The following is a 15,837-nucleotide window of genomic DNA, read 5'->3' on the forward strand; positions in this document are numbered from 1 at the left end:
AGGGCCCTAAAGGCAGGTAAAATTTGACCATTGGATCTCCGGTCCGGCATGGGCGCCGACTAGCGTCCATCAGGTGAGTGATTCGACCGGGTGGGACGCCATCGATGGCGCGTTGCGGCAGCTGTACGGTGTGCCAGACCTCATCATGTGGGGACCGAACACCGCTGGTCGCTCGGTGGTCCGGACCCGCTCGACGGAATCAGCGCTTTCCGTGGATGGATCCGGTTCCGCGCTGGCACTACATCAGTTATGGCATGTTCGAGCTGTACGCCAAGGAGTCAGGGGATGCGGCGGTCTAGGGGTGGGGGAAGGCCGCCGAGGGCGGCAACGCGCTCACGCTGCCGCGGCGGCTCTGGTCGCGAATGCCGATGTAATCATCGATATCGACTGCGGCTCGCTGGTCGCTCCGAGACAGCGGAAGGGATTGCTTTATGTCCGCTCCACCCGTCCTGCGCGGGATCTACCGTGACCTGCAGAAGACATGGGGTCCGGAGGACGGCGGCTACCTGTTCGAGAATGGGCCGGGGCCCGTCGACCGGCTCGATGTCCTCGTCTACCGCCCGACCGATACCGTGCCGATGACGCTGTTCGCCACCATCGGAATGTCGGTCGAGGCCATGCCGTCGACGCCAGGAGCGGGTGGGGACCAGCGTGCCGAACTGCGGTTCGGTCGGCGTGGATCGCTCAGCCGGGAAGAAGAGGGGGCCGTCGCGAGGCAGCTTGCCAATATCGCGATCTTCCCGTGGAATGGCGGCAGTGGGCTGGATTGGGGACATGTCGTGGGAATCGACAACGACTTTCCCACCTTCGCCGGTTGTCGGGCGGTCTTCCTGTCCGGTCCGCTCACCGAGGACAGTCAGGACTGCCTGTGGGTCGGCGACGATGTCGTGCGGATCATCAACGTCGTGCCGATCACCGAGGACGAGCGCGTGGCGGCGCGCGCGATGCGTCCGGGCGATTTCATCCATGAGCTCATGGAAGAGGTCGATATCTTCAGCGCTAGAAGCGATTCCGATGCTGCGACGTGATGGTCGGGAAGTACGCACTGCGTGTTGAAACCGCCTGAAGCATCCGCTGTGCCGGAACGAGTTTTCGAGCATTCCGATGAATTTGCCGACGCGCTGAACCTGCTGATCGCCGACGCGGTGTGGGCGGTGACGAACAACGGCGACACCGGACCCGCCGCGGATCTTGTTGCGGCACTGGATCGGGGGTGCGCGGATCCGCTGGTGTCCAAGGCGGCGGCACTCGCCCTGAGCACGGTGGAGTTGCGGTCTTGGAAGCTGACGCCCGTGCATCGAGCCCTGGTGCGGGTGGCTCGGGCCGCCTGGCGTGCGTGGCCGAACCGGTCGGATCTGGTGCAGGAGTTGCGCCGCAGAGCCGAAGTGGCGCATGAGGACGACAACAGTCTGGTGGCCGCGGATCTCTACGCCATCGCCGTCGAATTGTGCGACGTCCGGCCGGACCAGGATCGAGCCGGGGCGCTGCCGCTGGTGGCCGACTTGTTGGGGGATCTGGTGGAGGTGCTCTCCGAAACCGGTGGGGATGGGCCGGCCGAAGTGGCCGAGCTGATGTCGCGGGGCGCGGCCGCCGCCCGCTGGCGCATCGGCATACTCCGGGAACTGGCCCGGACCGATCGCGCCCGGTATCTGCCATGGCTGGCCGACGCCCGGATGGCCGCTGTCGAGTTCGTGGCATGGGTGGATGGCCGAGCTGCCGGTGTCGATCAGTCCGAGCGCGGGATGCACCTGTACCAGGAGTTGTTCGACTCCGCTGGTATCGCGGTGCTGCCCCGGCTCGCGCATGCCTGGTCGAAGCACATCGCGATGCTGGACCGCGTTGGAGACGAGGGTGCGGCGGACAGATGGAAGCGGCGCCGCGACGACACACTGCGCGGCCTCGTCTCGACCGTGGCCGATATCGGGTCGTCGCGGGAGCTGGCGACGTTGATTCGGATGCTGCGCGTTCGTGATATGCACGCCGAGGTAGTGGTCGTTTCGACGCGTGCCGTATCGCTGGCCGAGACCACCGCTGACGACCAGGCCGGGGCGGCGACGGTGCGACTGGCCGAAACGCTGCGGCAGCACGGCGAGTATCTGCATCACGTCGGGCAGCGCACCGAGGCCGTGCGGAGCTGGCACCGCTTCATCGAGGTGCGACAGCGAGTGCGCGACAGCTCGGTGGGCGTTGTCACCGCCGTGGCCGACGACTACCGCGCAGTCGTCGCACTGGCGAAGAAACTCGGAGACCGGTCGGCGGCCGTCGAGTTCGGTGAAGGCGCGGTCACTGAACTGTCGCGACTCGCCGAGTTGAACCGATCCGAACATCTTGCTCCGCTGGTAGACGAATTGCGGGCGCAGGCACAGCGATTGCGTGTAGCCGACCGCAGCGCCGAGGCATCCGATATGGCCGAGCGGGCGCTCGCGCAGGCCCGGACCCTGGTGGCGATGGACCCGCAGCGATACCGGCCGAATCTGAGCTGGGCACTGACCTGCGCCACCAGGATGCACCTGGACTCCTGGCGGATGGCGGAGGCGGACCGCCGCTCGGGTGAAGCGGTTGAACTGATCGAACAGCTGGCTCGAGAAGAACCGGACAGTTACACCGCCGCGCTGGCCGGCGCCCTGCAGAATCGTACCGTGGCGCTGAACCACCGCCGTGATTATGCGCAGTCGCGGGAGACGTCGGAGCGGGCGGTGGAGCTGTACGAGGGTCTGGCGGTGAACAACGCCAAGCACCGCGCCTCGTTGGCCAATGTGCTCTGCACTCGCGCGCTCATTCTGTCGCACCTGCGCGAGTTCGATGCTGCTTTGGTATGCGCGGTCCGAGCGGTAGACCTCTATTCGCAACTGGCGGAAAGGAATCCGCGAACCTACTTGCCGGAGCTCGCTTACGCACTGAACAACGTGGCATCTATTCACGAGGACATGGGGAACACCGACGCGGTGCGATCGACGGCGACCCGGGTGTTGGAGATCTGTGAAACCTTGCAGCAGGGCTCCATCCGGGACCTTCGGCAGGCCTCCGCGCTGCATGTGCTGGTCCGCACGCTGACTCGCATCGGTGACATGGCTGGAGCGCTGGCTTATTCGACACCGTTGCTGCAAATCCGGGAACGGATGGCTGCCCGTGATCCAGCGGCCGAGGAATCGGAATTGGCTGTCGCCCTTGGTAATCACGCGCTGTGCCTGGGTGGCTGCGGTCGACATCGCGAGGCACTCGAGTACACGCGTCGAGCCTTGGAACTGTGGCGGCGATTGTCCGAATCCGAGCCCTACGCGTACCAGAAGCGGCTGGTCGGCGCCCTCGACCGACACGCGACAGGTCTGTGGGCAACCAGCCGGTCCGAGGAGGCGCTCGAGGTGTCGACCGAGGCGGTCGAACGTTACGAGCAGCTGCTGGCCGACGACCGCGACTTGTACCTGAACGCTGCTGCCATGTGCGTAAACAATCACGCGCTCCGGCTGGACAGCGTCGGCCGCGCCGAGGAAGCTGTCGCGACGGGGCTACGCGGGCTGGCCATGGCCGAGGAACTGGTGGCCCGCGATGCCCGCGCCTACCGTCGCCACCTCGGCACGAGTCTGATCAACCACGCGGTCCGACTGCTCGATCTCGACAACGGCGCGGAAGCGCTCCAGTACACCACCCGCGCGGTTGCCCTGTTCGAGGAGCTGACGCCCGATGGCGCGGCCCATGCGCGGAGTCTGGCTCGGGCACTGCATCATCATGCCCGCGCGCTGGAGCGCGTCGATCGGCAGGCCGAGGCGGTATCGGCCGCGGAAAAGGCCGTGCGGATCGTCGAATCCCAAGCTGCTGAGGATCGCCGGTCCAACCTCACGATACTGGCCAATACTACGCATGGCCTAGCCGTCCGGCTCGTCAATGCGGGGCAGTGGCCGCGTGGTCGCGAGCGGTCACGGGCGGGAGTGCGGCTGTGGCAGGAACTGGCCGACAGTGATTCCGAGCTGCACCTGCCCGACTGTGCCGCAGTGCTCGAGTACCACGCCCGTTTCTGCCGCGACAAAAACGAATGGTCCGAAGCAGCAGCATATTTCGAGCGTGCTGCGGCCGCGTTGGAGGAGCTGACCGCGCGGGATCCGGCGCGGCATCGACGCGATTGGGCCCACGCCGTGGAATCCCACGCGCACGCTCGCTACCGACTGGGGGAGGGCGGCCGCGCTTCAGCGGAGGTCGATCGCGCCCTGTCGATCCGGCGGGACGCCGTTGCGGAATCTCCAGAGGAGAACATGCCGTGGCTGGCGGCCGGCGAGGGATGGGCTGCACGGTTCCGGCTCTACCTCGGCGAAACAAATCTGGCGCGCGCACATCTCGAGCGAAGCGTCGCCCACTATCGCGCGCTCATCGACGCCGGACGGGACGTTCTGGCTCCGGAGCTGGTCTCCGTCCACCATCGGTACGCTACGAGCCTTTGCGAGAACGGGTTCCGCACGCAGGCGTCGATCGCGATGTCCGAAGCGGTGCGGCTGACACTCCACTTGGTCGCGACCGACCGCGCTGCGCACAGGTCCGCTTTGGCCGAGGCGTTGCGGGACCAAGCGTGGCTGCTCGCCGAGGCGGGACGCCGGTACGGCTCGGTCGCGGCGGGGCGTGCGGCGCTATCGCTGCTGCAGGAGATCATCGGCGAAGGCGAGAGCGATCACCGTTGGCGCCTGGCCGATTACCTCGACTCGTTGGCCGACAGTCTGGCCGAGGTGGCGCGTTACACCGAAGCCCTCGAGCTGAGTGATCGCGCGCTGCCGATATGGGAGGAACTGGCGACCGAGGAGGGCGAGCTGTCAACGGATTTGGCATGGTCGCTGTGGCACCGTGCTCGTTGGCGGACAGCCTTGGACGAGAGTGACTTCTCGGTGCTTTCCCTCTCCCAGCGTGCTGTCGAGATCTACCAGCAGACATCGGAGACGCGTCCGGGGGACCAGAAGTATCTGGCCGGGGCCCTGGTCGATCACGCGCGGCACCTCGCTCTGGCCGGACGCCATCCGGAGGCAGTGGACCACAGCTCGCGCGCACTGGGATTGTGGGAGGTGTTGTCGACCGACCAGCCTCGGGTGCATCGACCAGGGCTGGCCGACTGCCTGCGCTGGCACGCCACTCATCTGGCGCAGCTCGACGAGCAGGATACCGCCCTCGAATGCGCCTGGCGAGCAGTGGAACTGGCCGACGAAGCCGCCCAGCGAACACCCCTGCGCTATCGGCCCGACCTGGCGGCGATCTGCGGTGCGACCGCACGGCTGTTGCACGACCGGAAACCGGACGAAGCCCGTGAGCTGGCAGCGCGTTCGGTCTCGCTCTACACGCGATCGGCCGCCGAGCAGCCCGGGCTGTTCGGACCCCAGTTGCGCGAGGTGCAGGCCATGGTCAGTCAGTGGGATTCCCGCGGATGACGCGCCATGGCAGCGGCGTTGCTCTCTGCCACGACTCCCGACAGTCCCCAGGTGATCTCGGTGGAGTGGGTGAACTGGGCTCGTCCGACAGAATAGTGAGGTGAACCTGTGGTTACTACAGCGGCATCGGGTGTTCCCCGGTCGCCGGAGGAATTCGCCGATGAGCTGAGCTTGCGGGTGGCGGATGCGGTGTGGGGTGCGGACGCCACGGCGGTGACCGATCTGATTGCGGCGCTGGATCTCTGGGCGGATCATCCGCTGGTGGCACGGGCGGCGGCGTTGGTCGCCGCGACCGCTGCATTCGAACCAGAGCTGCAACCGCTGCATCGGGCAATCGTGCGGGCCGCGCAGAGCGAATGGGTCAGGGCCGAACGGCGTTCGGAACGTATCCGAATGCTGCGGTGGCGAGCGGCACGGGAGCACGGCGAGGAATGCTCTCTGGTCGCCGCGGATCTGCTCAGCGCGGCCATATCGCTCTGCGACGAACAGGTTGACGATCGGGTCCAAGATCCGTCGCGGGTGGCCGAGCTGCTGTGGGACCTGGTGGCCACCCTCGAGGAGGCCACCCTGCATGATCCGGATGACGACGCCGAGGTGATGACCCGCGGCGCGGCGGCGGTCCGGCGGCTGATCGGGATCTACACAGAGCTGGCCGAGGCCGACCGCGCCGCGCACCTGGGTTCGTTGGCCGAGGCCCACATGACGGCCGTCGGATTCGTGGAATCGGTAGACGGCCACGCGGCCGCCCTCGCGCTATCCGAGCGCGGCGTCCGTCTCTATGAGGAGTTGGCGGAAGCCAAGGGCCTCTCGGCTCTCGGCGCGCTCGACCAGTCGTGGTCGCAACACATCGCCTTGGCGGGCCGCGGTGGACTCGAGGCTGTGGTAGAGGAGTGGGAAGCTCGTCGCGGCGAGCGGTTGCGCCACTACGCCACCACGATCGATCCTGCCGCGACGTCTTGTGAACTATCGGATTTCGGCCTGTTGCTACGGCGGCACACCCTGCATGCCGAGGCGGTGACCGTATCCGCGCGGGTCGTGTCGATGGCCGAGGCGGCCGCCGCGACGGACGAGTCCGCGGTTGCCGACCTGGCTGAGGCGGTGCGCCGGCACGGTGAGTATCTGCACCATGCCGGCCGTCGCGACGAGGCGGTGGCGGCGTGGTGGTATTTCATCAAGATTCGGCAGCGCATTCGGGATCGCCCGGGCGAGGAGGGTGCGACCGCGGTGGCCGATGGCTACGGTGCGATCGTCGCGGCGGCGGATGAGCTCGATGACCAGGACTCGGCCATCAAGTTCGGTGCCGGAGCGGTTCGTGAATGGTCCCGGCTGGCCCGGCGCCACCGGCGGCATCTGCCGGCGTCGGTGCATGCGCTTACCGCCCAGGCGGGTCGGTTGCGTGCGGCTGGTCGCGGCGTGGCGGCGCCCGGTCTCGCGGAACGTGCCGTCGAGCGGGCCCGGGAGCTTGTCGCCATCGACCCGGAGCGGTACCGGCCGATTCTGGCTCAGGCGCTGACCTGCGCCACTGTGGCGCACCTGCACGTCTACGATGAGCGCGCGGACGCGAGCTCCCGCGCGGCGGTCGAGGTGATCGAGGAGCTCGCCGCGGTCGAGCCGGACGGCTGTACCAGGGATCTGACCGAGGCTCTGCACAACCGCGCTCTCGCGCTCAATCAGGTCGACGACTATCGGCAGTCGAAGGCCCTGCTGGCGCGGGCCGTCGCATTGTGCGAGGAGTTGGTCGAATCCGATAACGACGACGGCGATCGCGCGTCATTGGCCAGCATACAGTGCACGCGCGCCACCACACTGGCATATCTCGGTGACCTCGAGGAGGCGCTGGAGTGTGCCACCCGGGCCGAGACAATCTACGCCGAGCTTGCGGAGCGTGATCCGGACGCGCATAGCGCAGAGCTCGCGTATGCGCTCGGCAGGGTGGCGGCGATCCAGACCGATATCGGCAACGGCGACCGAGCGCGGGTCGCGGCCCTGCGGGCGCTGGAGATCTGTGGTCGGTTGGCACCTGGAACCGACCACGACGAGCATAGGGCCGCGGCGTTGCATGCGTTGGTCCGGTCGCCGATCCGGGATGGGGGACTTCCGGAGGCCCTCGACCATTCGGCACTGCTACTGGAGTTGCGGGAACGGATGGCCGCGCGCGACCCGGCAGGCGAATCCCCCGAGCTCGCGGTCGCACTGGGCAATCACGCGGTATGCCTCGTCGATAGCGGGCAGCCGCGCGAAGCCGTCGAATACGCGCGGCGGTCGTTGCTACTGTTTCGGCGACTGGCGCAAGCAAATCCCGCTCCCTTTCGGGAGCGGCTCGCCAGCGCACTGGACCGGTACTCGCATTGCCTTGCCCAGATGCGCTGGCACGACCAGGCGGTCGAGATTTCGGCCGAAGCCGTCGAGCACTTCGAGCAATTGCTGAGTCATGATCGCGCGCTGTACCTGAAGTCCGCCGCGCTGTGTTTGGACCATCACGCGCAGCGGCTGGACGCGGTGGGCCACAGCGCGGATGCCGTGGTGGTCGCGGCGCGCGCCGTGGCTATGTTCGAGGAACTTGACTCGCTCGATGGTCGGGAGTATCTGGGGAGAAGCCTGCTCAACAGCGCCGGATTGTGCACCGATGTCGGGAGTTACGCGGACGCACTCGACCAGGCCACACGCGCGGTCGCGATATTCGGGGAACCAGCGGCCGAGCCGCCGGATCCCCGAGCGCGAGACCTTGCTGCGGCACTGCACAATCGGTCCTTCGCCCTGGATCGTCTCGGCCGCCACGACGAGGCCGTCGCGGATCAGGAGCGGGCGGTGCGTATCTATACCGCCGCGGCCGCACACGATCGGCGGCCGGCGCTGGAGCAGCTGGCAGCGGCCACATACAACCTCGCCTGCCGACTGGTGAACGGCGGCGACTGGCCGCGGGCGCGCGAGCATTCGCGGGCCGGCGTGCGGCTTCGGCAAGAACTGGTCGACGACGATGCCGAACTGCACCTGCCCGATCTGGCGCATGCACTCGACGAACACGCCCGTTTTTGCGGAGCGCGGGATGAATGGGAGGAGGCCGCCGACCACCTCGAACGCGCCGTGTCGGCCTACGAGGAATTGGCTTCCCGCGATCCCCAACAGTATCGATTCCGATGGGCGGAGGCGGTACAGCAGCACGCGTGGGCGCGGTGCCAACTCGGCCAGCAAGGCCGAGTGCTGGCGGAAATCGAATGCGCACTGTCGATTTGGCGTACCGCGGCCGAAACGGATCCGCAGGCGCGTTCGTCGCTGGCCGCCTGTGCGGCGTGGGCGGCGCGGGTGCTGCTGCACAATGGTGAACCCGAGCTGGCGGCTGCACAGCTGGAATACGCTGTCGACCAGTATCAATCGCTGATCGTGGACGAATCCGACGAGCTGGTGGCGGACCTGATCGATGCGTACCACAAGTACGCGACGGGCCTATGCGAGACGGGATGTTCGGAGCAGGCGGCGACACAGTTGATGGAACCGGTCCGGCTGATGCGTGTGCTGATCGAAAACGATCATGCCGCTTACCGGTTTCCCCTCGCCGATCTATTGCGTGATCAGGCGTGGTTCTGTTCCCAAGCCGGTCGGCGCTTGGAGGCCGTCGACGCGGCGCGGGAAGCGCTGGCTCTGCTGGAGGAAGAGCTGGCGCAGAACCCCGAGCCCAGTGACGAGGACCCACGATGGCAGCTGGCCGAGTTCCGCGTCGCTCTCGCTGACGCCCTGGCGGATGTGGGGCTGCGCACCGAAGCCCTCCAGTACCTCGACGACGCCTTCCCGCTATGGGAGGAGCTGGCCGACGAGCACGACGACGCACGCATCGAGGTGGCATGGGTGCTGCGGCATCGGGCGCGCTGGGAGGCCGATTCCGGCGTCGATGCTCGCACGGTGCTGACACTGTCGAAGCAAGCCCTCGACAGGTACGAACAGGCTGGGAAGCAGCAGGAGGGTGGTGCCGAACTTGCCGGATCTCTTGTCGACCACGCCCGGCATCTAGCGCGAGCCGGGCGCGACACCGAGGCGCTCGACCATAGTTCCCGTGCGCTGGAGCTGTGGGAAATCATCGCCGCGAACGAACCGGGCGAGCACGGGCCCGGCCTCGGTGATTGCCTGCGCTGGCACGCCACCCACTTGGCAGCGGTCGGCGCGGATGAAGCTGCCATCGAATGTGCTCGGCGCGCACTGCGACTGGCCGAGGACGCCGCTGAACGCATGCGGTTGCGCTATCTGCCGGACCTGGCGGCGGTATGCCGCGAGACGGCGCTGCTGTTGGGTGACCGCGACCGTGGCGAAGCCCGCGCCCTAGCGGAGCGCTCGGTGAGCTTGTATTCCGAATTGGCCGCAGCGGAGCCGGACGCATTCGCCGACCGCCTTGCCGCGGCCGAGCGTGCGGCCGCCCGAATATCCGAGTCGACTCCACCCGATCAGGCGTTTTCGCAGTCGGGCCCGCCGCCGAATTCGGCCTTTCGTCCGCAAGGAGCGCGGCCGTCGTGATGCAAAGGAACACAGTGTGAACGAGGGCCAGGACAAGATGCCGTCCGCGCTGGTGGCCCTGGCACGGCGGGAGGTAGGTGAAGTCCGGCCGGCCGCCTGACAGGTGGAGAGTGGGGCGACGACGATACTGCCGAAGGGAGATGCCAATGCCTATCAGATGGCGATCCACCGTGCCGACCCACGGCAGCGCTGGCCGAGCACCCCAATTCCACCCGTATCCAAGAGATGGCACTGGTCGGCATCGAGCCGCTTGACCTGGGCGTGCTCTCGGAGACACCGTACTGCGCCGGCTCATCATCACCGGCGATTGCCGGATACGCCGAATGTGGCTGCCGCAGTATGTCGAATCGCTCGAGATCAATGTGCCGCGGTCCGACCTGTCGGCGCTGGCCGGGCATCCGAAGCTCTGGGACCTGACGGTGTCGGAATCGGCAGTGCGCGTCGAGGACCTTGCGACGCTCGAGCAGGCCCGGCGGCACCGGCCGTGTCGGGGGCGGCAGGCCTGTGATCCAGCAGAGGAGTACCGCTACCGCCCCCTCGCCGTCCGGTGTGCTGTACCGGCATCCCGATTTCCTGAAACTGTGGGGTGCCCAGACGATCAGCGTCGTCGGCACCCGAATCACCGAACTGGCACTTCCTTTGACCGCCATCGGGCTGTTCGGCGCATCGGCGTTCCAGGTGGGTCTGCTCGCTGCCGCGCACTATGCCCCGTACCTGATCATCGGCCTGCCAGGCTGGCGGCCTGGCCGTGGTGTCGATCGCCGAGGCCATCGTCGAGTTCGTAGCCTGGCGCTCACGCGACAAAGGACGTACCCGGCTGTCCGATCGCCGACAACGTACGTCACGAATGCGCGTCAGGCAGGCGACCGATACCAGAAAGCTCGCCGCATTGGCCAGCAATGCGGTTGCCGCGCCGATGGCTTGGGCGAGTAGGCCGCCCAGGCCGATGCCAGGCGGGTGCATGGGTGGACCGGCTCCGGCGTAGGCGGGTGATGATCGTTGCCGATATGGTGCGCTTCGGTGTCTTCCTGACGGTGCCGATCGCCGCGGCGACCGGTGTGCTACACCTGTGGTTGCTGTTTCCCGCCGCCATTGCCGTCGGGATGATGAGCGTATTCTTCGACCTGGCCTCGCAGGCATATCTTCCGACGCTGGTCGGTGCCCGGCGCCTGGTCGAGGGGAACACCAAACTGCAGTTGTCGCGCACGGCGGGTGATCTGATCGGACCCGGTATCGGCGGCATACTCGTACAGTGGATCACCGCACCGTTCGCGATAGTGGCCGATGCGGTGAGCTACGTATTCTCGGGACTGGCACTGCTATTGATCCGCCAGCCGGATCCGCGACCGCCGCGGAACACCGATACCGGGATGATCGCCGAGATCGTGACCGGGTTGCGAGCTGTCTTCGCCGATCCGCTGTTGCGGCCGCTGCTGTTGGCGACCGGTGTAGGGAATGCGTTCGGGTTCTTCGGCCTGTGCCAGGCGGTGCTGGTGCTGCACTGCATTCGTGAGCTTCATGTGTCGCCGATGGCTCTGGGCATCGTGCTCGGTGCCGGCAACGCGGGGATGCTCGCCGGCCCGCTGCTCAACCGCCGGGTGACGAACCGCGCCGGGATCGGGCGGGTCATAGTGGGTGGAGTGCTCTTGGCCGGTACCGCACTGTCGATTCTGGCGATGGCACCTGCCGGGCCGATGGCTCCACCGGTGCTCGCCACCGGTCTCGCGCCGGTGGGAGCGGGTGTCGCCGTGGCCAGTATCAATCAGGTCAGCCTCCGTCAGTCGGTGACCGAACCCCACGTGCTCGGCCGGATGACGGCGACCTTTCGTGTCGTGAATTATGGTGCCATCGCGCTCGGCGCCGCTCTCGGTGGGGTACTGGCCGGGCCGATCGGACTGCGCGGTGTGCTGTGGCTGGCGGCGGCGGGAGGCACCCTGGCCGTGGTGCCCATCCTGCTGTCACCGATTCGCGCACTGCGCACCATTCCCGCCGCGGCTGACAAATCACCACATACGGGTTGCGGCGCCACCGGCGACGCGGATTGTGGCGTTCATCAGCCGTGCGTGGCCGACACTGCGATGTAGAGGTGGTGACAAAGGCTTTCGACGTCAAGACGTCGGTTCCCAGAACCGGCGTGCCGGCAGTCGGCCTGGATTTCACCGCCGCGGATCATGGTTGGTCGAGGTCGGCGAGTAGGTGGAGTGCGGCCAGATGCACCAGGCGGTCGTCGGGTGGGTGCTCGCGGTGCAGCCAGCGGAGTTGGTGGGCGCGGGGAGTTTTAGGCGACCCTGTTCCGGTGGTGTCGGCCGCGCCGGTTGACCGTTGCGGGATGATGTCGGTCGGACCTTGCCTCAGCGGACCTGGGCGGCTGCGTATGCCTTAGGCTCCGACAGCCGAAGCGGCACGGGCAGAGCGGGGTTGGAAGCCCCGCCACGACTCCCACCTCAGCTGTTCGCAAAGAATCCCTTTCGCCGCCCGACGGCGGTGGGACCGCTGGCGAACCCGGGCCACGAGGCCGAGCAGTCCGGGGCGACCGGCGTGTGTGCTTGTATTTCCGCCCAACCGGCCGAACGCGGTAGATGATCGAAGAGAATGTAAGCAGCCGGGTATGCCGAGAAGACTTGCACTCCCTTGATAATCACGATCACGTCCGTGCGAATAGTCTCCGCATATGCATCCCCGCACGCTCCTGGCCATCACCTTGACGATCGTATTTCTGTTGGTGGCCAACACGTACTCGGGCTTCGCGCTGTATGCCTTCACCCGGGGACCCCGGGTGGAGGCCCAGGTGGTCCGGTGCTCGCACGGGAAATATCCGCGGTGCTCAGGGTGGTGGCTCCTGCCGAACGGCAGCACTGCCAGCGGTGCTATCGCCGGTGCGACTACATCCGACCTCGGCACGACGATGGACGTCCGTCTTGCACCGCTCGTCGGCGCGTACAAGGACAGTCCATTGACTTTGTGGTCTCGACTGTTCTGGGCGATCGTCGTCGATCTGGCCAATGTCGTCGCCTGGGTCGCGGTGGCGGTCCTGATTGCCCGGGGGCGCCGCACGGCCCGCGCCTTCGAGCAGCGAACCGACCTCGGTGATGAGCTGTGGTGTGCACACGCGTCGGAGATCACCGACCGCATCGGCAATCGTGTCTGGGTGGGCCACAAGGCGCGGCGTCACCCGATCACCCGGCGTCGTCTGGTGTCGCTCATCGCCGCGGAGGGCGGAATGGAGTTCCGGGTACGGGCCGAGGACGGCATCCTCCACCTCGATCGACGCGATGGTACCGCGGCAGGGCGGATCGAGGCCGACCGCTGCCCTGGCACCCGCCTCGGCTATACGATCTACGATGGGGCGGGTTCCGCCCGCGCTGTCATCGCCAACACCAGTGTTGCCGACTCGTCGTGGGCGGTCACCGGCACCGACCAAATCCTTTACGCCCGCTTTGTTCTCGCGGTCGGCGGGCATCGCTTGGCCTTCGAACCGGAGGTTCCCGCACAGCTGCGTCCGCTGCTGGCGGCATTCCTGCTCGACTACGGGCGAATGCTGCTCGAGGCGGGATCCGGCCCGGTATCCGTCGCCGACCTCTACCGGCGCACCGGCGCAGGATTGCGATCGAATTCGCTCCCTCGCCGAGGGATTCGACGAGGTCGGTCACCTCGTCGCAAGTAGCGGTCTTAAGGTGTTCGCCCATCTACAGTTGCGCCAGCTGACCACCGCGCATCCCGGCCGGTTCGGCACCCTTGTGCGGGTCGGCATTCGGCCTGGATTTCACCGCCGCGGATATGGTTGGTCGAGGTCGGCGAGTAGATGGGGTGCGGCCAGATGCACCAGGCAGTCGTCGGGTGGGTGATGGCGGTGCAGCCAGCGGAGTTGGCGGGCGCATTCGACGGTCAGGCCGATCAGGCGGATGCGGCAGAGGTGTTCGGCCAGCGGTCTGTCCGCGTGGACGAATAGGTCGGGGTGCAACTGCTCTGGCATCCGTTACTCCCATAGGTCGGCGCACGGCAGCGGAGGCAGGTGTGCGTCGACGGTGTCGTCGACGACGACCCGCAGGTCGAGTTCCGAATAGCGGCTCGCCAGCAGGTCGGCGATGTTCTGGGCTTGTTCGGCTGTGGCCTGATAGTCCAGCGTCAGTTCGCGGAATTCGATGTGGACGTGCTGGATTCGGCGGGGTGGGCGGTCCCCGCTCGCTTGCGGGCCGATGTCGTCGGCGTGAGCTCGATGGTGGGGTTCGTCATCGCCGGATGCGGCGCTCATCCGCTGGATCACCGTGGCTTGGTCACGGACGGCACGACGCGGCCGGCGTCGATGAGCTTCTCGGAGATACCGATACCGATATGGGTTGGTTGTGGTGTGAAACGTCTTGCTGGGCAACGTCGTCCAACGACGAAAGGTCATCATGGAGTGCGGGTATCAGGTGATCAATACCGGCTCGCCGTCGAGAAAGTCGACGATATGCTGATAGATCCTCGAGCGGATCACGCTTCCATGTCCGGGCTGCCACCCGGACATGGAAGCGTAGTTGCGTGCTACCTCGGTCAGCTGCGGCCCTTGGGCGTTACCCCTTACGCAGGTACGGGGCATCCGCGTTACGCATCGGTGGCCGAGCCTCCGCGAGTGCCGGTGATCACCGTGTTCGCTGAGTCGTCGTCCCATTGACCGGCTCCACGCAGCACGACCCCGTCGTGCTGCATTACGATTGTGCCGGCGACTTTGTAATGGCCAGCTGCGAGGCGAAGCGCACCCCGCAAACCGTTGGCGCCCCAGTGGCATCGCGCCGACCTCGTCGAGAGCGGCCTGAATGTGAGCGGTGTTGTCACCGCTGATCGGGCCGATCTCCTTGACGACCGGCACGGAAGGCAGCGGCACTTCACCATTGCGATACCCGGCCCAGCTGAAGTCGGGGATCTCCTTGCCCCGCGGATCCTCTTTGCAGACGAGCCGACCGTTGGCATCCGGGTACACAAGCTGCGAGTGCCATCCGGCCGCGTGGGCGGGATCGGGCGAGGTTGTACTGCGAACCAAGGGCGTCACAGCGCCCGCGGCCATCGCGCCACTGCCGATCCTGAGCAGATCACTAAGAGTCGTCGTCGCGCCTGAGTGCCCACACCGCATCGGCTGGCAGCAGATTCAGCTGGTCGGCGAATTCCTCTGGCAGCAAGGGATTGTGCAGTCTTTCATCGTGCCGGGGATCTCAACTGTCCCACCCGAGGTGCAGGATGGTGGCCCGGCCCGGGGCCAGTAGCAGCCAATCCGTCCACGCCGCCGCGTACCAATCGCGCGGCTGGAAATCCACCTTTGCGACCGAGCGGATTTCGCCCAGCTCCGTAGCGATCAGATCGGCCAGTTCCGCGCCGAGCCGAGCCGCCTCGGCGCACTGCTGCTCTGTCAAATGATCGAAAGGATTGTCACTGACGTGGTCGATCAGCGCCCGCCGCCAGCGTCCGTCGCGTTTGCGATGGGTAACCCCGGCGACCGTGCCCTTGGCCTCGCCAGCCCGATAGACCTGTGCGGCACATGTTTTCAATGCCGCCGGATTCGTCGGGAAGCGGTCCAGCATGACGATCGGATACAGGTCCACGTGGGCGATGAAACCGGTCCCGATTCGCGCTCGGTCGATGCGGTCGACAATCTCGACCCAGCGGTCGTGGGCCGCCGCGCTCAGCGACATGGCGCCACCGCCGCATTCAGCCCGCTCCGCAGGGCGCGGGAACGCGCCGACATGCCCCACGAGGCGACAATCGAACCGCCGCCGATTCGTACGACAGTGTGCCGACACATGAACGGCGTGGGGCGGCCGCCAGAACCTACCATTCGTTGAGCATCGCACGAGCCCCGCATTTCTTCAAAGCCATTACAACCAGCCCGATCGCGCCCGCCCTTTGCTGAAGGGACTGTAAATTATTTCCAGCAACCCGGTCGGTGCGTTTATGGGTC

At 66.7% G+C, this 15,837-nt stretch carries 9 protein-coding genes; 6 read left to right on the forward strand and 3 right to left on the reverse strand.

Translation table 11 applies throughout. The annotated features are described in order from the left end of the window. Nucleotides 1-431 precede the first annotated feature (431 nt). The 6 genes from ON34_RS32905 to ON34_RS32930 all read left to right on the forward strand — a co-directional run bounded on the left by ON34_RS32905 (nucleotide 432) and on the right by ON34_RS32930 (nucleotide 13,569). Nucleotides 432-1,028, forward strand: a complete 597-nt coding sequence (locus ON34_RS32905; protein ID WP_040787226.1) for a suppressor of fused domain protein — start codon at nucleotides 432-434, stop codon at nucleotides 1,026-1,028. Nucleotides 1,029-1,076: 48 nt separating this feature from the next. After that, a complete protein-coding gene (locus ON34_RS32910) occupies nucleotides 1,077-5,402 on the forward strand; it encodes a hypothetical protein (RefSeq protein WP_040787228.1) in 4,326 nt (1,441 codons plus the stop codon). A gap of 108 nt (nucleotides 5,403-5,510) precedes the next feature. Continuing rightward, nucleotides 5,511-9,905 carry a tetratricopeptide repeat protein gene (locus ON34_RS32915; protein ID WP_157172579.1) on the forward strand — a complete coding sequence of 1,465 codons (4,395 nt, stop codon included), beginning with the start codon at nucleotides 5,511-5,513 and terminating at the stop codon, nucleotides 9,903-9,905. A gap of 504 nt (nucleotides 9,906-10,409) precedes the next feature. Then, nucleotides 10,410-10,838, forward strand: a complete 429-nt coding sequence (locus ON34_RS32920; RefSeq protein ID WP_157172580.1) for a hypothetical protein — start codon at nucleotides 10,410-10,412, stop codon at nucleotides 10,836-10,838. After that, nucleotides 10,805-11,989, forward strand: coding sequence for an MFS transporter (locus ON34_RS32925; RefSeq protein ID WP_083889972.1), 1,185 nt, complete (start codon nucleotides 10,805-10,807; stop codon nucleotides 11,987-11,989). The genes ON34_RS32920 and ON34_RS32925 overlap by 34 nt, the downstream gene beginning before the upstream one ends. Before the next feature lie 587 nt (nucleotides 11,990-12,576). Then, nucleotides 12,577-13,569 carry a hypothetical protein gene (locus tag ON34_RS32930; RefSeq protein ID WP_040787236.1) on the forward strand — a complete coding sequence of 331 codons (993 nt, stop codon included), beginning with the start codon at nucleotides 12,577-12,579 and terminating at the stop codon, nucleotides 13,567-13,569. A gap of 99 nt (nucleotides 13,570-13,668) precedes the next feature. Here ON34_RS32930 and ON34_RS32935 read toward each other — a convergent pair whose 3' ends face one another. From ON34_RS32935 to ON34_RS32945, 3 genes are all read right to left on the reverse strand, one after another. Then, nucleotides 13,669-13,878, reverse strand: coding sequence for a hypothetical protein (locus ON34_RS32935; RefSeq protein ID WP_040787239.1), 210 nt, complete (start codon nucleotides 13,876-13,878; stop codon nucleotides 13,669-13,671). Nucleotides 13,879-13,881: 3 nt separating this feature from the next. After that, entirely contained in the window at nucleotides 13,882-14,157 is a 276-nt protein-coding gene (locus tag ON34_RS32940) for a hypothetical protein (RefSeq protein WP_157172581.1), read from the reverse strand. 937 nt (nucleotides 14,158-15,094) lie between these two features. Then, nucleotides 15,095-15,571 (reverse strand): hypothetical protein, encoded by a 477-nt coding sequence (locus ON34_RS32945; protein ID WP_157172582.1) that lies wholly within the window; start codon nucleotides 15,569-15,571, stop codon nucleotides 15,095-15,097. Nucleotides 15,572-15,837 lie beyond the last annotated feature (266 nt).

Source organism: Nocardia pneumoniae NBRC 100136 (assembly GCF_000308755.1).
GTDB classification, from domain to species: domain Bacteria; phylum Actinomycetota; class Actinomycetes; order Mycobacteriales; family Mycobacteriaceae; genus Nocardia; species Nocardia pneumoniae.

Coding starts and splice junctions, on each gene's coding strand:
- ON34_RS32925 (WP_083889972.1), top strand. CDS start 10,805: ATGCGGTTGCCGCGCCGATGGCTTGGGCGAGTAGGCCGCCCAGGCCGA.
- ON34_RS32945 (WP_157172582.1), bottom strand. CDS start 15,571: ATGTCGCTGAGCGCGGCGGCCCACGACCGCTGGGTCGAGATTGTCGAC.
- ON34_RS32905 (WP_040787226.1), top strand. CDS start 432: ATGTCCGCTCCACCCGTCCTGCGCGGGATCTACCGTGACCTGCAGAAG.
- ON34_RS32935 (WP_040787239.1), bottom strand. CDS start 13,878: ATGCCAGAGCAGTTGCACCCCGACCTATTCGTCCACGCGGACAGACCG.
- ON34_RS32930 (WP_040787236.1), top strand. CDS start 12,577: ATGCATCCCCGCACGCTCCTGGCCATCACCTTGACGATCGTATTTCTG.
- ON34_RS32940 (WP_157172581.1), bottom strand. CDS start 14,157: ATGAGCGCCGCATCCGGCGATGACGAACCCCACCATCGAGCTCACGCC.